Genomic DNA, 21,733 nt, shown 5'->3' with positions numbered 1-21,733 from the left:
AAGGATATCGGGATGAATGCAGACGCATACAAAAAAATAATGACGCTCAGTCGAATCGCCTGCTTTATCGCCCTGCAGTGCGCACTGCCAGCCGGTAACACTGCGTTTGCCCGCGAATATTTTAACCCAGCGCTGCTGGGGATCGACGGGCCGGGAAAAGAGCTTACCGATCTTTCCGCTTTTGAAGAAGGCATAGGCCAAATGCCTGGCACCTATCGCGTTGACGTCATTGTGAATAAATCGTCCGCTGGCGTGCATGACGTTAATTTTGTTATGCAAAATGATACGGCAGGCAACACCACTCTGCAGCCCTGCTTCAGCGTTGACTCGCTGCGCGAGTTCGGTATTCGTACCGACGCGTTTCCAAATCTTGCTGGTCACGGCGACTGCGCTAACCTGGCGGCGATCCCGCAGGCCAGCGCCGAGTTCGCCTTTGAACGCCAGCAGCTACGGCTGTCTATTCCGCAGGCCGCCGTAGACAGCCATGCCCGCGGCTACGTCGCCCCGGAACGGCTCGATGAGGGCATTAACGCCCTGCTGCTCAACTATAGCTTTTCCGGCGCCAACACCGAAGCGCGCCGCGGCGATATGACCGACTCCGACAGCTATTATCTGAGCCTGCGTCCGGGCCTGAATATTGGCCCCTGGCGCATTCGCAACTACAGCACCTGGAATCGCAACGTCAACGGCGATAGCGCCGATGAAAGCTGGGATTCGCTCTACACCTACGCCCAACGCAATATTATCGCGCTGAAAAGTCAGCTAACATTCGGCGACAGCACCGCGCCCTCCGAGCTGTTTGATAGTGTGCCGTTCCGCGGCGCACAGCTGGCCTCCGACGATGATATGTTGCCCGATAGCCTGCGTGGCTACGCGCCGGTGGTGCGCGGCATCGCCCGTACTAACGCGCAGGTAATTATCAAACAGAATGGTTACACCATTTATCAAAGCTATGTTTCGCCGGGCGCATTTGAGATTACCGATATGTACCCAACCGGCAGCAGCGGCGATCTTGACGTCACAATTAAAGAGGCCGACGGTAGCGAACAGCATCAGACGGTGGCCTTCGCCTCTCTGCCTATTCTGCAGCGCGAAGGGCGGCTGAAGTACAGCGTGACCAGCGGCCAGTATCGCTCCTATGAGAGCGATATTGACAAAAAAATGTTTACCCAGGCCACCCTGATTTATGGCCTGCCAGCCGGGTTTACGGTATATGGCGGGGGCCAGTTCTCACAGCACTACAAGTCCCTGCTCACCGGGCTTGGAAAAAACCTCGGCGAGTTGGGTGCCGTCTCGGTGGATGGCACTCAGGCATGGTCAACGCAAAAAGATCAGGATAAAGAGAGCGGCCAGTCCTGGCGCATCCGTTACAGTAAAAATATTCTCGAAACCGGCACCAATATATCCATTTCCGGTTATAGGTATTCAACATCAGGTTATTACACTCTCCCGGAAGTACTGGATACCTGGCGTGACGACGAGTCGCAAAATAATAACGACCGCCGCCGCAACCGTGCTGAACTTCAGCTTAACCAGAGTATCGGGGCGAGTCTGGGGTCACTGTCGCTCAATGCTATTAGCGAAGATTACTGGAACAGTGACCGGAAGATGCGCTCTCTCGGTGTGGGTTACAGTAATAGCTGGGGCGGCGTGACGTACAACATCAATTACAGCTATAACCGCAATACCACCGACAGTGACGATAGCGACAAAATCTACGATGAAGATCAGGTCTTCTCACTGAGCATAAACATCCCGCTCGACCGCTGGTTAAGTCACAGTTACGCCACTTACAACCTGAATACCAGCAAACGGGGCAATACCAACCATACCGTCGGGCTAAACGGGTCAGCATTAGAAGACAATAACCTGAACTGGAGTCTCCAGCAGAGCGAAACGAATCACGGCGAAGGGAATGGCGGTTACGCCAGCCTCGATTATCAGGGGACCTACGCACGAATGAATGGTGCCTACAGCTATGACAACGACCAGAAACGCGTTAACTACGGCATGGAAGGCGGCATTGTCGCCCACGCGCATGGTGTCACGCTCAGCCAGTCGTTGGGCGAAACCTCAGCACTGGTAGAAGCCCCCGGGGCGAATGGCGTTACGATAAGCAACCAGACGGGTGTAAAAACCGACTTCCGCGGTTACACCGTGGTGCCTTACGTGACGCCGTACCGTGAAACCGCCGTCTCACTGGATACCGAAACGCTGCCTGATGGTGCTGACGTCGACCTGACCAGCCAGATGATTACCCCCACGCGCGGCGCAATTGTACGCGCACATTTTGATACCCGTATCGGTAAAAGGGTACTCATGAATTTGTCACGTACCCCTACGGAGATAGTGCCATTTGGAGCGCTGGCAACGATAGAGGGTCAACCTGCGGATAAGAGCTTCATCGTGGGTGACCACGGGCAAGTCTATCTTACCGGTGCGCCCGAACGCGGAACCTTAAAGGTAACGTGGGGCCGTACAGCGAATGACACCTGTCACGTAACATTCAATTTAACAGAATTGAATGCGACTGATGGTGTGATGGAAACGCAAGAATCTTGTCGTTAATAACGATGACCATAATCGTCATAAGGAAAACGTATTCGTGAAAAAAACAGTCGGCCTTGCGTTGTTAATATCTGTGTGCCCGTTGATAACGTCCGTTGATGCTCTTGCAGGTATCATAAATACAAGCAGTGCGAATACATCAACTTTACCTTATAAATTCAGCTCCTTTACTATGCCGAGTTCGGCCGGGGGGACAACCTGGTTTGACGACTGGGGGGAACACTGGAAATTGCCAATAATAGCTAGCAGCCAAAAAGGTTATATTGATTTTACTGTGAATGGCGAACCGACAGGGGGAACGACTACTAATGACGCAACGGTGTATAAAACCAATAACCCGGGTGTAGGCATTGCCTATCAAATGACTTACACCCCAGCGGGCGTAGTAACCCCGGATAAAGATTATACGGCTCCATTTCGTTTAGACGTCGATAGTAATGTCAACGCATCCGGCGACCTAATTATTCGCTACATGCTGGTGCGTTTAACGGATGAACTACCGGCGGGCCCCATTACTGAGGTGCCAAGCGTTACTGTTTCTTATCATAACCCAGCGGATAGCGGATATGGAGATGTGACTTTCGTGGCCCGTTCTGGTGTGGCTAGTCAGCCAAAGTATACGGCTTGTGGAATTAACGCACCAACAGAAATTAAACTCAACCCACTTTATGGGAATAGCCTAAAAACGGGCGCACAAAATAGTATTCAGGCGCCGACGATAACGCTCACAAACTGCCCGGGGGCCATCAATGGTATCTCTTATAATTTTTCCGCAGTCTATGGAGCCCACGACGAAGCCAATGGGGTTCTTAATACTGTGACGGGTGATACCTACGCGAAAAATGTTTATGTGCAGATACAGAATACCGATGGTACGCCTCATACAATTAATTCAGCGATCGCGCTCCAGAATTATAACGGCTCCGGGGATTATGTGTTGCCTGACTTTAAAGTGTCTTATTTTATAGATGATGCTGAAAGCGTAACTGCGGGTAATGTCAAAACAGCCATTGAGCTTAAAGTTACTTACAACTAATAGGGATTATATATGATTGTTACAAACAGGAAAAAGACAGTGGCATTCATCATTGCGCTTGGTTGGTTATTTTCCTCATCCAGTCAGGCTGTCAATATTGATATTAGCGGTACCGTTATCGCCTCACCTTGTGTGGTTAACGGCGGCGATGAGTCTCTCGCTATTAATCTGGGGACCGGGATTCAGGCCAATACTCTAGAAACAAGTGGCAGCACTACCCCATGGGTTGAAAAGACATTGACGCTCACCGATTGCCCGGCCTCCACCACCTCATTTAGCGTAGCCTTTGCTGGCACCGCCGACACGGATACAGACTTCTACAAAAATACCGGCACTGCCACCAACCTGAAGCTTGAGTTAACGGATGACAAAAGCGAGCACGCCTATAAAAATGGCGCTGCTCTGAAGGACATCGCAATCCCATCCGACACGCATGCCTATGACCTGAAACTGCGCTCCCGTGCAGTGGCAACAGGCCTCGTGATGCCAGGCACCATCGAGGGCCAAGTACAGGCAACCTTCACCTACCAGTAATCCAGGACGGGACAATGGCGCAACAGATAAATAAACTGCTCCCCGCGTTGGCCTGTCTATGGGCGGTAAGCAGTATTTATTCCGTGCAGGCAACCGATATTAACCTGAGCGGTATAGTAATTGCTTCTGCCTGCATCGTGGATACGGGCACAAAGGAACAGACGGTCACGTTCCAGCAGGCACGCGCCGTTGATTACCTGAAGGTGGGCGATACCAGTGAGTGGCAGGATTTTGAACTGACCCTCTCCTCCTGCCCGCCATCAACTACTCAGGTGACTGCCCTGTTCAGCGGTGATGCCGACACTGACGATGCCACCAAATTCGCTAACAGCCAGGGCAGCGCTACCGGTATGGCACTGGAAATTATGACCCGCGATCATCAGACGGAAATCTCACCGGCGGATACGCTGGCCGTGAAAGTGAACGGCAATGACCACCGGGCCGTTTTCCCGCTCTCTGCGCGCATGTACACACCGACGGGTCGCGTAACGCCAGGGGAATTCAAGACTGTCGTTCAACTGAACTTTACGTACCAGTAGCCTTCAGATCAAGAATACATAAAAAAGCGGAGCGCCAGGCGCTCCGCTTTTTTATTCATAACAGTACTGACTAGATACGTTTGAAAATCAACGAACCGTTAGTACCGCCAAAGCCAAAGGAGTTACACAGAGCGTACTCCAGATCGCTGACCTGGCGCGCTTCATGCGGCACGAAGTCCAGATCGCAACCTTCATCCGGGTTATCCAGATTAATGGTTGGCGGAATGGCCTGATCGCGTAGCGCCAGAATAGAGAAAATAGACTCTACTGCGCCTGCGGCGCCCAACAGATGGCCGGTCATCGATTTGGTCGAGCTCACCATCACTCGGCTTGCAGCATCGCCAAAGACTGACTTAACCGCCTGCGTCTCAGCTTTGTCGCCGGCAGGCGTCGACGTGCCGTGCGCGTTGACGTAGCCAATCTGAGCAGGCTCAATCGCGGCATCACGCAACGCGTTAACCATCGCCAGCGCAGCGCCTGCGCCATTTTCCGGCGGCGACGTCATATGGTAAGCATCGCTGCTCATACCAAAGCCGACGATTTCAGCATAGATTTTCGCACCACGCGCTTTCGCATGTTCGTACTCTTCAAGCACCAACATACCGGCACCGTCGCCCAGTACAAAACCATCGCGTTCTTTATCCCACGGACGGCTTGCCGCCTGTGGGTTATCGTTGCGGGTCGACAGCGCGCGCGCTGCGCCAAAACCACCTACACCCAGCGGCGTACTGGCTTTTTCTGCGCCACCTGCCACCATCGCGTCCGCATCGCCATAGGCGATGATACGCGCGGCATGGCCGATGTTATGCACGCCTGAAGTACAGGCAGTCGCAATAGAGATGCTTGGCCCACGCAGGCCATACATGATAGTCAGATGGCCTGCTACCATGTTAACAATCGTCGACGGGACAAAGAACGGGCTAATCTTACGCGGTCCACCTTTTACCAGCGAACTGTGGTTTTCTTCGATCAGACCGAGACCACCGATACCGGAGCCGATAGCGGCGCCAATACGGCTTGCGTTCTCTTCCGTCACTTCAAGGCCAGAATCCTGCATGGCCTGTACGCCAGCGACAATTCCATATTGAATGAAGGCATCCATCTTGCGCTGTTCTTTGCGCGAGATAATGTCATCACAGTTAAAATCCTTTACTAAGCCAGCAAATTTCGTTGCATAGGCGCTAGTATCGAAATGGTCGATCAGGCTGATGCCACTCTGACCGGCAAGGAGAGCTTTCCAGGTAGACTCTACGGTATTGCCGACAGGAGACAACATGCCCAGTCCGGTCACAACTACACGACGCTTAGACACGGTTGTCCTCCAGGGAGGGAAAATGATTCTAGTGGGACAAAAAGATAAAACTCAGGCGGTCGAATGACCGCCTGGAGATGTTCACTTACGCCTGGTGGCCGTTGATGTAATCAATGGCAGCCTGAACGGTGGTGATTTTCTCAGCTTCTTCGTCCGGAATCTCAGTATCAAACTCTTCTTCCAGAGCCATTACCAGCTCAACGGTGTCAAGAGAATCTGCGCCCAGGTCTTCAACGAAAGAAGCATTGTTGGTTACTTCTTCCTGCTTAACGCCCAGCTGTTCGCCGATAATTTTCTTAACGCGTTCTTCGATAGTGCTCATACTCTTAAATTTCCTATCAAAACTCGCTTTCGCGATGGTTTTCGTAGTGTATAAAATGTTGAAAAATTTGCAACTAAATCCCGGCAGGTCTTACCACGATTTTACGTTATTTTGCGGCCTTTCGCCCTAATAACGCAAATATTTTTCAATCGTGATTAAACCATGTACATTCCGCCGTTGACGTGCAGAGTCTCACCAGTGATGTAACTCGCTTCGTCAGAGGCTAAAAATGCAACCGCACTGGCGATTTCCTGAGCGCCGCCGAGGCGACCCGCAGGCACCTGCGCCAGGATACCCGCACGCTGATCGTCAGACAGCGCACGCGTCATGTCCGTTTCAATAAAACCCGGAGCCACAACATTGACAGTAATACCACGGGACGCAACTTCACGCGCCAGTGATTTACTGAAACCGATCAGGCCCGCTTTCGCCGCAGCGTAGTTTGCCTGACCTGCATTTCCCATGGTACCAACCACAGAACCAATAGTGATAATGCGACCACAACGCTTTTTCATCATAGCGCGCATTACCGCTTTTGACAGGCGGAAAACGGATGATAAATTGGTTTCGATAATATCGTTCCACTCATCATCTTTCATTCGCATCAACAGATTATCACGAGTGATACCGGCATTATTAACCAGGATATCCACTTCACCAAATTCTGCGCGAATATTTTCCAGAACAGATTCAATAGATGCAGGATCGGTCACATTCAACATCAAACCTTTCCCGTTAGCACCTAAATAGTCGCTAATGTTCTTCGCACCATTTTCACTGGTCGCAGTCCCGATAACTTTCGCGCCGCGGGCAACGAGAGTCTCTGCAATTGCGCGGCCTATGCCACGGCTTGCACCAGTCACCAGCGCAATCTTTCCTTCAAAGCTCATGGTTTTCCTCTTTTATTGCGTAAGTGCCGCAGACAGCGCCGCCGGCTCGTTCAGCGCCGACGCTGTCAGGGTGTCGACAATACGTTTCGTCAGACCAGTGAGGACTTTACCTGGACCCACTTCATAAAGATGTTCAACGCCCTGCGCCGCGATAAATTCCACGCTCTTCGTCCACTGTACCGGATTGTACAACTGGCGAACCAGCGCATCGCGGATAGCGGCGGCATCGGTTTCACATTTCACGTCAACGTTGTTTACTACCGGCACCGTTGGCGCGCTAAAGGTAATTTTGGCTAATTCAACCACCAGCTTATCTGCCGCTGGTTTCATCAGCGCGCAGTGCGACGGTACGCTCACCGGCAGCGGCAGCGCGCGTTTCGCGCCAGCGGCTTTACAGGCTGCGCCCGCGCGTTCTACTGCCTCTTTATGCCCGGCGATAACCACCTGTCCCGGCGAGTTAAAGTTAACCGGCGAAACAACCTGCCCTTCGGCAGATTCTTCACAGGCTTTAGCAATAGAGGCATCATCCAGACCGATGATCGCAGACATGCCGCCAGTACCTTCCGGAACCGCTTCCTGCATGAATTTACCGCGCATTTCCACCAGACGAACGGCATCAGCAAAGTTGATGACGCCAGCGCAAACCAGCGCGGAATATTCGCCCAGGCTGTGACCTGCCATTAACGCAGGCATTTTACCGCCCTGCTGCTGCCAAACGCGCCAAAGCGCGACGGAAGCGGTTAATAACGCCGGCTGCGTCTGCCAGGTTTTATTCAATTCTTCCGCTGGACCTTGCTGGGTGAGCGCCCACAGATCATATCCCAGAGCCGCAGAAGCTTCAGCAAACGTTTCTTCTACGATAGGGTAATTTGCCGCCATCTCGGCCAACATCCCAACGCTCTGAGAACCCTGACCGGGGAACACAAATGCAAATTGCGTCATGTTTAAATCCTTATACTAGAAACGAATCAGCGCGGAGCCCCAGGTGAATCCACCCCCGAAGGCTTCAAGCAATACCAGCTGACCGGCTTTAATTCGCCCGTCACGCACGGCTTCATCCAGCGCGCACGGCACAGAAGCCGCGGAGGTATTGCCGTGCCTGTCCAGCGTGACGACGACATTGTCCATCGACATGCCGAGTTTTTTCGCTGTCGCGCTAATGATACGCAGGTTAGCCTGATGCGGCACCAGCCAATCGAGTTCTGAGCGATCCAGGTTATTAGCCGCCAGCGTCTCATCGACAATATGCGCCAGTTCAGTGACCGCCACTTTAAAGACTTCATTACCCGCCATCGTCAGGTAAATCGGGTTATCCGGATTTACGCGATCGGCATTCGGCAGGGTCAGTAATTCACCGTAACGGCCATCGGCATGAAGATGAGTGGAGATAATACCCGGTTCTTCAGAAGCGCTCAGTACGGCCGCGCCTGCGCCATCGCCGAAAATAATGATCGTACCGCGATCGCCAGGATCGCAAGTGCGGGCTAATACATCGGAACCGACCACCAGCGCGTGTTTAACCGCGCCGGATTTAACGTACTGGTCGGCGATGCTTAACGCGTAGGTGAAACCTGCGCACGCTGCCGCGACATCAAACGCCGGGCAACCTTTAATACCGAGCATACTTTGAATCTGACATGCCGCGCTTGGAAATGCATGCGTTGCTGATGTGGTAGCCACCACAATCAAGCCAATTTGGTCTTTATCGATCCCCGCCATCTCAATCGCGCGATTCGCAGCGGTAAAGCCCATCGTCGCGACAGTTTCATTCGGCGCGGCGATATGGCGTTCACGAATACCTGTACGAGTGACAATCCACTCGTCAGAGGTCTCAACCATTTTTTCCAGATCGGCGTTAGTCCGCACTTGTTCGGGCAGATAGCTGCCAGTACCAATAATCTTCGTATACATGTACGCTCAGTCACTTTTCGGTTATATACCGTTACCTGTAAACGTCTGGCACGCTGGCGGCGCCGGGGAGACAGCGATATTATCTGTGCGCCCGCAGGTTTACGCCTTTGCCATCGTCCAGCGGTTCAAATCCGGCTGGGTATACAGATTCCAGGCGAGCGGCAATTCGCTGAGGAACTTGTCGCTGCACCGCCTGCACTGCCTGTTCAATCGCGACTGCAAATGCTCGCTGATTGGCCGCACCATGACTTTTTATCACCGTGCCGCGCAATCCTAACAGACAGGCGCCATTATACTGGTCGGGGTTGAGGTGACTGAATCGCCTCGTCAGGCTTTTTTGTAACCAACGTTTTAATAACAGCAGCCACCACGACCGTTTTTTCCCTTCGCCCTGTGATTTCAGCAGTGAAAGGAACATTCTGACAACCCCCTCCATCGTTTTAAGTGTGACATTGCCTGTAAAGCCGTCACACACCAGTACATCGGTTTTTCCCGTCAGTAACTCATTCGCCTCAAGGTAGCCGATGTAATTGATGGTTGGAACTGTTTTTAACATTAAAGAGGCTTCACGAATACTGTCGAGGCCTTTGGTTTCTTCTTCCCCGATATTGAGTAGCGCCACGCGGGGATTTTTGATCCCGACGACCTCTTCCGCCAAAACGGCGCCCATCACGGCAAACTGCACCAGCATGGTACTGTCGCAGTCGACGTTGGCCCCCAAATCAAGCACTACCGTTTTGCCCTTTTGCTGGTGCGGTAATACCGTCACCAACGCCGGACGCTCAATCCCCTCAAGAGGCTTGAGCAATAATTTCGCCAGCCCCATCAGCGCCCCGGTATTACCGGCGCTAACGCAAGCTTCGGCTCGGCCTTCTTTCACAAGCTCCAGGGCCACACGCATGGATGTCCCGCGACTGGCGCGGATCGCCTGCGAAGGCCGGGCATCACTGGCAATAACTGACTGTGCAGGGATAATCTGCAGACGCGAACGTTGTTCAAAGTCAGCTTTGGCAAGTAATGGCGTGATAATATCGGGATTCCCGACTAAAAGAAGAGTGAGCTGCGAATTAGCGTTCAGTGCCTGCAATGCTGCAGGCACCGTCACGGAAGGACCAAAATCGCCCCCCATGACATCTAACGCCAGGGTTAGACGTGTCAAGGTATCGTCGCTGCCTGGTTCGGTGTTCTCCGCTTACGCGGAGAAATCCTCACTAAGCTTTATCACGCTTGTACTCTTCGGCTTTTACACCACAGGCACGCCTGTGATGCAAAAGGCATCGAGTATCGCGCGATTACTTAGCGATGACCTTGCGGCCGCGGTAGTAACCGTCGGCAGTGATGTGGTGACGCAGGTGTTTTTCACCAGAAGTTTTGTCTACAGACAGGCTGGTGACTGCGGTCAGAGCGTCATGGGAACGACGCATGCCACGTTTGGAACGGGTTGGTTTATTCTGTTGTACGGCCATGGACCTTACTCCTCAATTACGGTTTATCCCTGCGTCCGCGGGGAAGACCTATTACTTACGCTTTAAGCTGGCTAATACGGCAAATGGGTTTGGCTTTTGCGCTTCATCAGGCAGTTCGCCAAAGACCATGTCCGCCTCGGACACTTCACAGTGTTCAGAATCATGCACCGGAACTACCGGCAAGGCGAGGATGATTTCATCTTCAACCGTCGCCAGCAGATCGATTTCGCCGAATTCGTTTACCTCAATCGGCTCATACGCTTCCGGCAGTGCTTCAGCCTGCTCGTCGGAACGGACAGGGCTAAAACAATACGTTGTGTGAACCTGATGGGTAAACGGTTTCCCGCAACGCTGGCATTCGAGCGACACCGTAACGACCGCATCGCCGGTTAAAACGGCGAGACGCTGGTTATCGATAGCGAACGACATGGAGCATTCCACATCACTGTCCACACTGACTACAGACTCGGCAACGCGCTCAACCTGATCGGGGGTATAGATACCCTGGTAATCAAGGCGTTTTTGAGCGGTACGAACCGGATCAAGAGTCAGGGGTAATTTTACCTTTTGCATAGGGCGCGCATATTAACTTCGTAACGTCATATAGTCAAAGAAAAAGGCAGCCTGCGGTTGCCTTTTGCCAATAATTCGCACACATTGCGGGTTACAGACTTATTTTCGCTCAAGACGAGTCAGTATGACAGGCTTGAAGACCGAAGAGCATAGTTTAAGATGGCTCTCATCATTACGCTATATCTGAGGGAAAAAATATGCCCCGTCTCATCCTTGCGTCTACCTCTCCCTGGCGTCGCGCGCTGCTGGAAAAGCTGACGATTCCTTTCGAATGCGCCGCGCCGGATGTTGATGAAACCCCCATGCCGGGCGAAGCGCCGCGTCAGTTGGTGCTGCGGCTGGCGCAGGCGAAGGCGCAATCGCTCGCCGCGCGTTTCCCGAATCATTTGATTATTGGCTCCGACCAAATTTGTGTTCTGGACGGCGAAATCACCGGCAAACCGCTGACGGAAGAAAAAGCGCGTCAGCAATTAGCCAAAGCCAGCGGAAATATTGTGACGTTTTATACCGGACTGGCGCTGTATAACTCCGCCTCCGGGCACTTACAAACCGAAGTGGAGCCTTTTGACGTTCATTTTCGCCATTTAAGCGAAGCGGAAATAGACGACTATGTCCGTAAAGAGCATCCGCTGCATTGCGCGGGAAGTTTTAAAAGCGAAGGTTTAGGCATTGCATTATTTGAACGCCTGGAAGGTCGTGACCCAAATACCTTGATCGGTTTGCCGCTGATCGCGTTGTGTCAAATGCTGCGGCGGGAAGAGATGAACCCGCTGAATGCCTGATTAATCTGCCTGATGGCGACGCGATGCGTCTTATCAGGCCTACGGTGCATCACACGATTGTAGGCCTGATAAGCAACGCGCATCAGGCTTTACTACGTAATACCTCAAGGCAGCGCTTCAATTGCTTATCCATCGGCGCTTCAATACGCATCACTTCACCCGTTCCCGGATGGGTAAATTTCAACGCTGCTGCGTGCAGGAAAAGTCGGTTCAACCCCGTATCCGCCAGTTGCTTATCAAACTCACGGTCGCCGTAGCGATCGTCGAACGCAATAGGGTGACCGGCATATTGGGTATGTACGCGAATCTGATGCGTACGGCCCGTGACCGGGCTACAGCGCACCAGCGTGGCGAAGGCATAGCGCTCTTCCACCTTGAAGCGCGTTTCTGACGGTTTGCCTTCCTGGCTCACGCGAACAATGCGTTCGCCGCTTTGCAGAATGTTCTTTAATAATGGCGCCTGTACGGTTTTAACGTGCGATTGCCACTGGCCGCGCACCAGCGCCAGATAATCTTTCTGCATTCCCTTTTCGCGCAGTTGCTCATGCAGCGAACGCAGCGCGGAGCGTTTTTTCGCCACCAATAGCACGCCGGAGGTATCGCGGTCAAGACGATGCACCAGTTCCAGGAATCGCGCTTCCGGACGCAACGCCCGCAGCCCTTCGATGACGCCAAAACTTAACCCGCTCCCGCCGTGTACGGCGGTGCCGGAAGGCTTATTCAGCACCAGAATATGGTCGTCTTCATACAAAATGACGTCCGCCAAGGCCGCCACTTTTTGCAAATGCGGCGACACGGCCTCTTCTTCGCGTTCAGCAACGCGAACCGGCGGAATGCGGACTTCATCGCCCGCTTCCAGTTTGTATTCCGGTTTAATGCGTTTTTTGTTCACCCGCACCTCGCCTTTACGCAAGATGCGATAAATCATACTTTTTGGTACCCCTTTCAGTTGGGTGCGCAAAAAGTTATCAATGCGTTGCCCCGCTTCGTCAGCGGCGATGGCAACAATTTTTACGGATGGCGTTTCTGTTTTCATGGGGGGCGATTCTAAATAGCCTGTGAGATTCGCGCCACACATTTTTCTATGCTTATAGAGACGCCTACGCCAGTGGATGAACATTTTTCACTGCGGTTTTGCTGGTTATTAAAGCAATTGGCTCACGCTGGTGAAAAAACTGTGAGTAAGCGGGTGATAAATGGTAAAAGTCATCTTGCTATAACAAGGTTAGCAGTGGAATAATGATGCGGTTTCCGCACCGAAACTTGTTAAAACAAAAAGTTTAGCGGAATAACCCATTTTGTCTGACCGATCATCAACGCAGCAATGGCGTAAGACGTATTGATTTTTCAGACAGTTAGCGGGCTGCGGGTTGCAGTCCTTACCGGTAGATAGGATCTTCTCTGGAGAGTAATGCCCAGGCTGCTTCCCTGATAATTGCGCTGTGTTTCCGTATGAAATACAGGCAACCGACACTCTGCGCCTCTTTGAGCTGACGATAACCGTGAGGTTGGCGACGCGAAATAGTCACGAGGCCATCGGTTCATGCCCGGTAAGGCGTCACCATGCCCGCAGCTTAGTCGTCAACGTAAGAATAATGAGTAAGTTACGATGAAAAGAATGTTAATCAACGCGACTCAGCAGGAAGAGTTGCGCGTCGCCCTTGTAGATGGGCAGCGTCTGTACGATCTGGATATAGAAAGCCCCGGACACGAGCAGAAAAAAGCGAACATCTATAAAGGCAAAATTACCCGTATTGAACCGAGCCTGGAAGCGGCTTTTGTTGATTACGGCGCAGAACGCCACGGTTTCCTCCCGTTAAAAGAAATTGCCCGCGAATATTTCCCCGCTAACTACAGCGCTCATGGTCGCCCGAACATTAAAGACGTGTTACGCGAAGGCCAGGAAGTCATTGTTCAAATCGATAAAGAAGAGCGCGGCAACAAAGGCGCGGCGTTAACCACCTTTATCAGTCTGGCGGGCAGCTACCTGGTGCTGATGCCGAATAACCCGCGCGCGGGTGGTATTTCCCGTCGCATTGAAGGCGACGATCGTACCGAGTTAAAAGAAGCGTTGGCCAGCCTGGAACTTCCTGAAGGGATGGGGCTTATCGTGCGTACCGCGGGCGTGGGTAAATCCGCCGAAGCGTTGCAGTGGGATTTAAGCTTCCGCCTGAAACACTGGGAAGCCATTCAGAAAGCCGCTGAAAGCCGTCCCGCGCCGTTCCTGATCCATCAGGAAAGCAACGTCATCGTACGCGCGTTTCGCGACTATCTGCGTCAGGATATCGGTGAAATCCTGATCGACAATCCAAAAGTGATGGAAATGGCGCGTCAGCATATCGCCGCGTTGGGCCGCCCGGATTTTAGCAGCAAAATTAAGCTGTACACCGGTGAAATCCCGTTGTTCAGCCATTACCAGATCGAATCGCAGATCGAGTCAGCGTTCCAGCGTGAAGTGCGCCTGCCCTCCGGCGGCTCCATTGTCATTGACAGTACCGAAGCGTTAACCGCCATCGATATCAACTCCGCCCGCGCGACTCGCGGCGGCGATATCGAAGAAACCGCGTTCAACACTAATCTCGAAGCGGCCGACGAGATTGCCCGCCAGCTGCGTCTGCGCGACCTGGGCGGCCTGATCGTTATCGACTTTATCGATATGACGCCGGTACGTCACCAGCGCGCGGTAGAAAACCGCCTGCGTGAAGCGGTGCGTCAGGACCGGGCGCGTATTCAGATTAGCCATATTTCCCGCTTCGGCCTGCTCGAAATGTCGCGTCAGCGCCTGAGCCCGTCGCTGGGCGAATCCAGTCATCACGTGTGTCCGCGCTGTAGCGGTACCGGCACCGTGCGCGATAACGAATCTCTGTCGCTGTCCATTCTGCGCCTGATTGAAGAAGAAGCGCTGAAAGAGAATACGCAGGAAGTCCATGCCATTGTTCCGGTGCCGATCGCCTCTTATCTGCTTAACGAAAAACGGACGGCAGTTAACGCTATTGAGACGCGTCAGGATGGCGTCCGCTGTGTCATCGTCCCGAACGATCAGATGGAAACGCCGCACTATTCCGTGCTGCGCGTACGCAAAGGGGAAGAAACGCCGACCCTGAGCTACATGCTGCCGAAGCTGCACGAAGAAGCGATGGCGCTGCCTTCTGAAGAAGAGTACGCCGAGCGTAAACGCCCGGAACAGCCTGCGCTGGCGACATTCGCTATGCCAGATGTGCCTCCGGCGCCGACGCCTGTCGAACCGGCGGTTAGCGTCGCCACGGCGAAAAAGGATAATGTTGCCGCCGCGCAGCCTGCCCAGCCGGGTCTGTTTAGCCGCTTCCTTAACGCGCTGAAACAACTGTTCAGCGGTGAAGAAACGAAAACCGTCGAAACAGCCGCGCCGAAAGCGGAAGAAAAAGCGGAGCGTCAGCAGGATCGTCGCAAGCCACGGCAGAACAACCGTCGCGATCGTAACGAACGCCGCGACACCCGTGATAACCGTGCCGGACGTGACGGCGGCGAGAGCCGCGACGATAATCGTCGTAACCGTCGCCAGGCGCAGCAGCAAAATGCGGAAGCGCGCGATACCCGCCAGCAGGAAACGGCGGAAAAAGTGAAAACCGGCGATGAGCAGCAACAGACGCCGCGTCGCGAACGCAGCCGCCGCCGCAATGATGACAAACGCCAGGCGCAGCAGGAAGTAAAAGCGCTTAACCGCGAAGAACTGCCTGTCCAGGAGACCGAGCAGGAAGAACGCGTTCAGCAGGTTCAGCCGCGCCGCAAGCAGCGTCAGCTTAATCAGAAAGTCCGCTTTACCAACAGCGCAGTGGTTGAAACGGTTGACACGCCGGTCGTCGTCGACGAACCGCGCCCGGTTGAAAACGTTGAACAGCCCGTTCCAGCGCCGCGTACCGAATTGGCGAAAGTTGATTTACCTGTCGTTGCCGATATCGCGCCGGAGCAGGATGATAGCGTAGAACCTCGCGATAATACTGGTATGCCGCGTCGCTCCCGCCGTTCTCCGCGCCACCTGCGCGTTAGCGGTCAGCGTCGTCGTCGCTATCGTGACGAGCGCTACCCGACACAATCGCCGATGCCGTTAACCGTCGCCTGCGCGTCGCCGGAAATGGCGTCCGGTAAAGTCTGGATCCGCTACCCGATTGTCCGTCCTCAGGAAACGCAGGTTGTTGAAGAGCAGCGTGAAGCAGATCTGGCGCTGCCACAACCGGTTGTCGCTGAACCGCAGGTTATCGCTGCGACCGTAGCGTTAGAACCACAAGCGTCGGTACAGGCAGTAGAAAACGTTGCCGTTGAGCCGCAGACCGTCGCCGAACCACAGGCGCCGGAAGTCGTCGAGGTCGAGACAACGCATCCGGAAGTGATTGCCGCGCCGGTTGATGAACAGCCGCAACTGATTGCCGAAAGCGATACGCCGGAAGCGCAAGAGGTTATTGCTGACGCCGAACCGGTAGCAGAAACCGCCGACGCGTCCATTACGGTGGCTGAAAACGTAGCTGATGTTGTCGTTGTCGAGCCAGAAGAAGAGACAAAAGCGGAAGCGGCTGTTGTGGAGCACACGGCAGAAGAAACCGTTATCGCACCGGCCCAGGTGGTGGAAAAGCCGCAGGACGTTGTCTGCGTTGACGATCATAACCACGCCAGCGCGCCGATGACGCGTGCGCCAGCGCCGGAATATGTGCCGGAAACCCCGCACCATAGCGACTGGCAACGCCCTTCCTTCCACTTTGAAGGTAAAGGCGCAGCAGGCGGACACAGCGCCACACGTGTCGCCAGCGCCCCGGCGACACGCCCACAACCGGTAGAATGATGTAAATGCTGATACAAAGCCGACCGCCAGGTCGGCTTTTTTATGCCCCTTACAGGGCGATGCCTTACCCCATGGCGTCTTTTAGTCATGAGATCGGGCGGGATAATACGTACGGATGGCGTCGCTACGGGCGCGACAATATGACCACTAACTCAATGACGACTAAAAAAATGCCCGCGCCGGGGTGGATGGCGCGGGCAGACAAAACATATCCAGTTTCGTGATATGTTTCAAAAAGAGGTGTTACCGGTTCAACTGGAAAAGCGACATTCCCTGCATGTCGGTAAACGTTTTATAGGACGCCTGTAATGCCGCCTGTTGCATTACGTAGGAGGAGATGACCGAGTTCCAGTCCACATCTACCAGGTTGCTCATCTGCAGCTTTTGTCCCAGCGCACGGTCGCTTCCCAGTGAATCCAGCGTACTGAGTTCGCTCAGTTGCGTTCCCAGTTCCGCACGAACGGTCAGGACGTTATTGAGCGAATTTTTTAAGCCGCGATTGGTTTTATCAATGGCGGCAGCGGCCTTTTCTTTTTCCACGTCATTGCCTTCCACCGGGGTCTTGAGCGCGGCAATTGCCGTATCGAGCATGACAAACAGATTCTTTTCGGAGTCCGAGCCATCCGGTTCCGGTACCGCATTGCTGGTGATGCTATTAAAAATTTGCGCTCCCGTATGACCAATTACCATCGTGCGTGCGGAATCCACCTGCTGGGTAACACTTTTCTCGCCGCCATGATAACCACCTGTCGCCTGGTCGAATGGCGCCGCTTCCGTTTTATACCCGGCAAAGATATAGCGACCATTGCCGTCAGTGCTGTTTGCCAGGTTCATCAGCTGATCGCGGATCCCCTGTAAATCCGTCGCCAGCGACGCGCGGTCATCGTCGCTTAACGTGCCGTTTCCGGCATAGACGATTTTTTCCTGCGCGGTTTGAATCGCCGTCGTCACCTGACTGAGTACGCTTTCTTCCAGCGACACTTTTTGGGTGGCAAACGTACGCGCCAGGGCGTACTGGCTATTCTGCGCCTGCGCCTGAGAGAGTACTACCGCCTGCGACGCGGCGATCGGATCGTCAGATGGGTTGGTAACGCGCTTACCGGTAGACATCTGCTCGCCCAGCTTCATCCATTCGGCCTGAGAATTAGTGATGCCGCTCATATTTTGTTCGTACATCATCTGGGTACTGATACGCATGTCATCCTTCTCCTTTAGCGAATATTCAGTAACGCATCAAACAGCGCATTCGCGGTCTGCAATACTTGCGCATTCGCCAGATAATACTGCTGATAACGCTGCAAATTGCCGTACTCTTCGTCGAGGTTAACGCCGGAAACCGACTGTTGCTGTTTATAAAGCTGTTTAACCACATTCGCCTGCGTGGTGCTGCTGGTTTTCAGCGTTGACGTTTTGTTACCCACATCGCTGACCAACGTGGCGTAAGCATCGTTAAAGGTTTTGTTGCCGCCCACTACATTGCTGTTTTGTAAGTCCAGCAATGCCTGACCATTGCGGTTATCGCTGTCGCCGGTATCCACATCAGGATCGAGTTTTGACTCAGACGCCATCGCAATCTCGGCTTCATTTGTCACTTTAACGTTCATGTCGACGATAGCATTGCTGACCGGCTTGAGAAGAAAACTGTCGTTTTTCTGTGCGCCGGTTCCTACCGTCACTTTCAGACCGTCAATCTCCAGTTTTCCGTCAGCATCTTTTGTCGCCGTGAAGGTAGTGTTATCCGCAGTGCGAGTAACCTGCCAGTCTGTACCGTCAAAAACAATCTTATAATCCGTCGCCTGAACCTTCGTGCTGTCGACCACCTTAGCGGTTAGCGATACCGTTTTATCGGCATTATTACTGTTGCTATATACCACCGGCGAGCCAATGCTAAAGAAGTCTTTCCCTTTATTGCCGTCGGCGTCATAACCTTTGGTATGCTGCGCGTTAAACGCATCGGCAAACGCCAACGCCAACTGGCCCAGCGTATTACGAGTCTGATCCAGATCCTGAGAACGGAACGTCAGTAGCCCGCCGAGCGAACCGGTGTTCAGCAACTTTTCCGGAATTTCGATGTTACCGGCGGCCTCATCGACATAAGCGACAGTCGTTCGCGTCGGGTCGGCGCTGGAGGGAACCGCCGCCAACTGACGCGCCGTCGACCCCTGCACCAGCGTATAGCCATTGGCCATCGTCAGGTTATAGGTGCCGCCGTCCTGTACACTCACCTCGACGCCAACGATCTTGTTAAGCTCGCTGACCAACTGATCACGCTGATCGAGCAGGTCGTTCGGCGATGCGCCCGCGCCTACGCCCGTCATACGGGAGATTTGATCGTTCAGGTTAGCTATCTGCTTCGCGTAATTGTTGATTTGCGCCACGCTGGAGCCAATCGCGATATTGACCTGTTTATCCTGATCGCGCAGATACTGATCGGTGGTTTTGAACTGGTTTACCAGCCCTTCCGCTTTACCAATCAGCGCCTGACGCGCCGCAGGATCTTCCGCGTTACTGACTAACGTTTGCAGGCTGGTAAAAAAACTCTGCAACGAACCAGACAGTGAGCTGGATTTATCGGCCAGCAGGTTGTCGATTTTCGACATTTGTTCATAGCGCGTGGTTAAGCCGCTGCTCTGATTTTGCGCGCCGCGTAGCTGATTAGTGATAAACGCATCATATTCGCGCTGTACGCCTGAAACGTAAACGCCATTACCTATCCAGCCGCCAGCCCCTAACGTACTGTTTGCCTGCGCCAGAATAGTTGTCTGCCGGGTATAACCCGCAACGTTATAATTGTTGATGTTATTACTGACCGTATTTAACGCGGCCTGCGCGGCGTTAAGTCCGCTCATGGCGTGATTAATCAAGCTGGACATGATGGTTCCTTTTAATCCTTCAATACTCGTTGTTATCGGCAGCGACTACGTGGACTTGAGCAATTTAAAAGAGATTGTCGAGATTCGCGCTGTAGGTTTTGCTGACCTTTTCACTCATCGCTTTCAACTGCTGAATCATGCTGGTCAATTTACGCGCGTAATTCGGGTCAGTGGCGTATCCGGCGTTTTGCAGAGCCACTGCGCCCTGCTCTGCCGTGGCGGCAGTGGTCACGGCAGCGTAGCGTGGGTTACGCGTTAACAGCGCGACATAATCCGATAACGCCTCCAGATACGAGCTATAGACGCGGAATTTCGCTTTCACTTTTTTCGCTTCGCCATTTTCGTATTCAGTGGTGGTGATTTCCGTCACCGGCCCTTTCCAACTGGCGGTCGCTTTCACGCCAAATACGTTATAGCTGGGTTCGCCATTCTCCCGCAGGATTTGCCGTTGCCCCCAGCCCGACTCCAGCGCCGCCTGCGCCAGAATCAGGTGATGCGGCACCCCGCTTTGTTCGCTGGCCAGCCTCGCCGGGAGCGAAAGCCGGGCCAGAAAGTCTTTACTGTCGCCGGAGAGCGGCACATCGCTGCTGTCCGGCGTTTTCGGGATGGCTTTGCGCACCAGTTGGGTCAGCGCCTGATTTTGATAGCTGTTTACCGTCTCCAGGGAGAATTTAAGCGGTACTTGCGGCGCGTCATCCGCAGGCATCGTCTGCCCGCCCGTCATCTGTTTAACCATCATATCCGCCAGCCCCAATCCCTTACCGGCGGTCATCTGCTGGGCGATCTGCTGGTCATACATGCTGGTATACAGACGCGTCTGATCGCTGCTGAATAAACCATCTTTGGGTAAAGCCTCACGCATACTTTTCAGCATCATCTGCACAAACATCCCTTCCACCTGACGGGCCACAGGACGGATATTCGCCGCCGGGTCCTGGCCCGCTTTCGCTTTCAGTTCGTTCAGAGATTGCGCATCCCAGGCCGCGCTGGCCAGCAATTTACCGTCTCCGATCATCAGATGATTTCCAGTTTGGCGCGTAGACAGCCCGCGCTCTGCATGGACTGCAAAATCGACATCAGGTCCATCGGCGTCGCGCCAAGCGCATTCAGCGCACGCACTACGCTGTTCAGATTGGCGCTGGAACGCACGCTCTGTAGCGATCCGCCGCTCTGACGCAAATCTATCTGAGTCTGTGGCGTCACCACGGTCTGCCCGCCGCCAAATGGCGTATTCGGCTGGTTGACGTTGAGCTGGCGATTGACTGTCACTGACAAATTGCCCTGCGCCACAGCGCAGCTATCCAGCGTGACTTCCCGATTCATGACCACCGAACCGGTACGCGAGTTGATCACAACTTTTGCATCCTGCGGCGTCACGTTGACCTCCATATTTTGAATGTCCGCCAGAAAACGCACCTGCGAGCTGTTGCCGCTGGGCACGCGTACCTGTACCGTTCGCGCATCAAGCGCAGTGGCGCTGCCGTAACCGCGGGCGCGGTTGATGGCGTCGGTAATTTGCTGCGCCATCGTAAAATCTTCGTCGTTCAATTGCAGATTAATGGTGTTGCCAGCGCCGAACTGAGTCGGCAACTCACGTTCGATAATCGCGCCATTAGTGATGCGCCCGCCATTAAGCTGGTTAACCTGCACGCTACTGCCGCCTGCGGAAACGCCCGCGCCGCCGACCAGAATATTGCCCTGCGCCAGAGCATACACCTGGCTGTCCACCCCTTTTAACGGCGTCATTAATAACGTCCCGCCACGCAGACTTTTAGCGTTCCCCATTGAGGAAACGACGACATCGATCGTTTGTCCCTGTCGCGCAAAAGGCGGATACGACGCCGTCACCATCACCGCCGCCACGTTTTTCAACTGCATGTTGGTGCCGGTGGGGACCGTAATCCCCAGTTGTGACAGCATGTTATTCAGCGTCTGGGTGGTAAATGGCGTCTGAGTCGTCTGGTCGCCCGTACCGTCCAGCCCGACCACCAGCCCGTAACCGATCAGCGAGTTTTCCCGTACTCCCTGGACACTGGTCAGATCCCGGATACGCTCGGCGTGCGCCAGAGTGGCAACCAGTGCCAGAACGATTCCTGCAAGAGCTTTAAACACAT

Annotated in this window: 19 protein-coding genes; 6 read left to right on the top strand and 13 right to left on the bottom strand. The window is 53.7% G+C overall.

Features of this window, described 5'->3' with window-relative positions:
- Window positions 1-12 precede the first annotated feature (12 nt).
- From ACLJRE_RS04775 to ACLJRE_RS04760, 4 genes are read left to right on the top strand one after another with little or no spacing between them, the layout of a single operon-like run.
- On the top strand, window positions 13-2,568 hold the full coding sequence (locus ACLJRE_RS04775; protein ID WP_023212273.1) for a fimbria/pilus outer membrane usher protein: 2,556 nt from the start codon (window positions 13-15) through the stop codon (window positions 2,566-2,568).
- Between the two features lie 37 nt (window positions 2,569-2,605).
- Complete coding sequence (locus ACLJRE_RS04770) at window positions 2,606-3,604, top strand: fimbrial protein (protein ID WP_000754357.1); 999 nt, start codon at window positions 2,606-2,608, stop codon at window positions 3,602-3,604.
- 12 nt (window positions 3,605-3,616) lie between these two features.
- Window positions 3,617-4,138, top strand: a complete 522-nt coding sequence (locus ACLJRE_RS04765) for a fimbrial protein (protein ID WP_012513009.1) — start codon at window positions 3,617-3,619, stop codon at window positions 4,136-4,138.
- A gap of 14 nt (window positions 4,139-4,152) precedes the next feature.
- Entirely contained in the window at window positions 4,153-4,677 is a 525-nt protein-coding gene (locus ACLJRE_RS04760; protein WP_000068580.1) for a fimbrial protein, read from the top strand.
- Window positions 4,678-4,747: 70 nt separating this feature from the next.
- On the opposite strand, the gene fabF is transcribed toward ACLJRE_RS04760, so the two are convergent.
- From fabF to yceD, 8 genes are all read right to left on the bottom strand, one after another.
- Entirely contained in the window at window positions 4,748-5,989 is a 1,242-nt protein-coding gene (gene fabF / locus ACLJRE_RS04755; protein WP_000044666.1) for a beta-ketoacyl-ACP synthase II, read from the bottom strand.
- 85 nt (window positions 5,990-6,074) lie between these two features.
- A complete protein-coding gene (acpP, locus tag ACLJRE_RS04750; RefSeq protein ID WP_000103754.1) occupies window positions 6,075-6,311 on the bottom strand; it encodes an acyl carrier protein in 237 nt (78 codons plus the stop codon).
- Between the two features lie 155 nt (window positions 6,312-6,466).
- Window positions 6,467-7,201, bottom strand: coding sequence for a 3-oxoacyl-ACP reductase FabG (gene fabG, locus ACLJRE_RS04745; RefSeq protein ID WP_000007236.1), 735 nt, complete (start codon window positions 7,199-7,201; stop codon window positions 6,467-6,469).
- 12 nt (window positions 7,202-7,213) lie between these two features.
- Window positions 7,214-8,143 carry an ACP S-malonyltransferase gene (fabD, locus tag ACLJRE_RS04740; RefSeq protein WP_023212472.1) on the bottom strand — a complete coding sequence of 310 codons (930 nt, stop codon included), beginning with the start codon at window positions 8,141-8,143 and terminating at the stop codon, window positions 7,214-7,216.
- A 15-nt stretch (window positions 8,144-8,158) separates the two neighbouring features.
- Entirely contained in the window at window positions 8,159-9,112 is a 954-nt protein-coding gene (gene fabH / locus ACLJRE_RS04735; RefSeq protein ID WP_000288148.1) for a beta-ketoacyl-ACP synthase III, read from the bottom strand.
- Between the two features lie 79 nt (window positions 9,113-9,191).
- Window positions 9,192-10,271: a phosphate acyltransferase PlsX gene (gene plsX, locus ACLJRE_RS04730; protein ID WP_001518286.1), complete on the bottom strand. Its 1,080-nt coding sequence runs from the start codon at window positions 10,269-10,271 to the stop codon at window positions 9,192-9,194.
- A 133-nt stretch (window positions 10,272-10,404) separates the two neighbouring features.
- The gene (gene rpmF, locus ACLJRE_RS04725; protein WP_000290727.1) at window positions 10,405-10,578 is read right to left on the bottom strand and encodes a 50S ribosomal protein L32; all 174 of its coding nucleotides are present in this window, start codon (window positions 10,576-10,578) and stop codon (window positions 10,405-10,407) included.
- A 51-nt stretch (window positions 10,579-10,629) separates the two neighbouring features.
- Window positions 10,630-11,151 carry a 23S rRNA accumulation protein YceD gene (gene yceD / locus ACLJRE_RS04720; protein WP_001174492.1) on the bottom strand — a complete coding sequence of 174 codons (522 nt, stop codon included), beginning with the start codon at window positions 11,149-11,151 and terminating at the stop codon, window positions 10,630-10,632.
- Between the two features lie 197 nt (window positions 11,152-11,348).
- Between yceD and ACLJRE_RS04715 the strand changes: the two genes are divergently transcribed.
- The gene (locus tag ACLJRE_RS04715) at window positions 11,349-11,933 is read left to right on the top strand and encodes a Maf family protein (protein WP_001137603.1); all 585 of its coding nucleotides are present in this window, start codon (window positions 11,349-11,351) and stop codon (window positions 11,931-11,933) included.
- Between the two features lie 82 nt (window positions 11,934-12,015).
- On the opposite strand, the gene rluC is transcribed toward ACLJRE_RS04715, so the two are convergent.
- Window positions 12,016-12,969: a 23S rRNA pseudouridine(955/2504/2580) synthase RluC gene (rluC, locus tag ACLJRE_RS04710; protein ID WP_000846310.1), complete on the bottom strand. Its 954-nt coding sequence runs from the start codon at window positions 12,967-12,969 to the stop codon at window positions 12,016-12,018.
- 573 nt (window positions 12,970-13,542) lie between these two features.
- Here rluC and rne point away from each other — a divergent pair.
- Entirely contained in the window at window positions 13,543-16,746 is a 3,204-nt protein-coding gene (gene rne, locus ACLJRE_RS04705; RefSeq protein ID WP_000827463.1) for a ribonuclease E, read from the top strand.
- 243 nt (window positions 16,747-16,989) lie between these two features.
- Here the strand turns inward: rne and flgL are convergent, their stop codons facing one another.
- The 4 genes from flgL to ACLJRE_RS04685 all read right to left on the bottom strand — a co-directional run bounded on the left by flgL (window position 16,990) and on the right by ACLJRE_RS04685 (window position 21,731).
- Window positions 16,990-17,943: a flagellar hook-associated protein FlgL gene (gene flgL / locus ACLJRE_RS04700; protein WP_001223032.1), complete on the bottom strand. Its 954-nt coding sequence runs from the start codon at window positions 17,941-17,943 to the stop codon at window positions 16,990-16,992.
- A 14-nt stretch (window positions 17,944-17,957) separates the two neighbouring features.
- Window positions 17,958-19,619 (bottom strand): flagellar hook-associated protein FlgK, encoded by a 1,662-nt coding sequence (gene flgK, locus ACLJRE_RS04695; RefSeq protein WP_000096425.1) that lies wholly within the window; start codon window positions 19,617-19,619, stop codon window positions 17,958-17,960.
- Window positions 19,620-19,683: 64 nt separating this feature from the next.
- Complete coding sequence (flgJ, locus tag ACLJRE_RS04690; RefSeq protein WP_000578688.1) at window positions 19,684-20,634, bottom strand: flagellar assembly peptidoglycan hydrolase FlgJ; 951 nt, start codon at window positions 20,632-20,634, stop codon at window positions 19,684-19,686.
- Entirely contained in the window at window positions 20,634-21,731 is a 1,098-nt protein-coding gene (locus tag ACLJRE_RS04685) for a flagellar basal body P-ring protein FlgI (RefSeq protein ID WP_410957329.1), read from the bottom strand. The genes flgJ and ACLJRE_RS04685 overlap by 1 nt, the downstream gene beginning before the upstream one ends.
- Window positions 21,732-21,733 lie beyond the last annotated feature (2 nt).

Origin of the sequence: Salmonella sp. SAL04157 (genome assembly GCF_046551635.1) — a bacterium.
GTDB lineage: Bacteria > Pseudomonadota > Gammaproteobacteria > Enterobacterales > Enterobacteriaceae > Salmonella > Salmonella enterica.
Note: the sequence above shows the minus strand (reverse complement) of the source record. Positions and strands in the feature narration are given on the sequence as shown.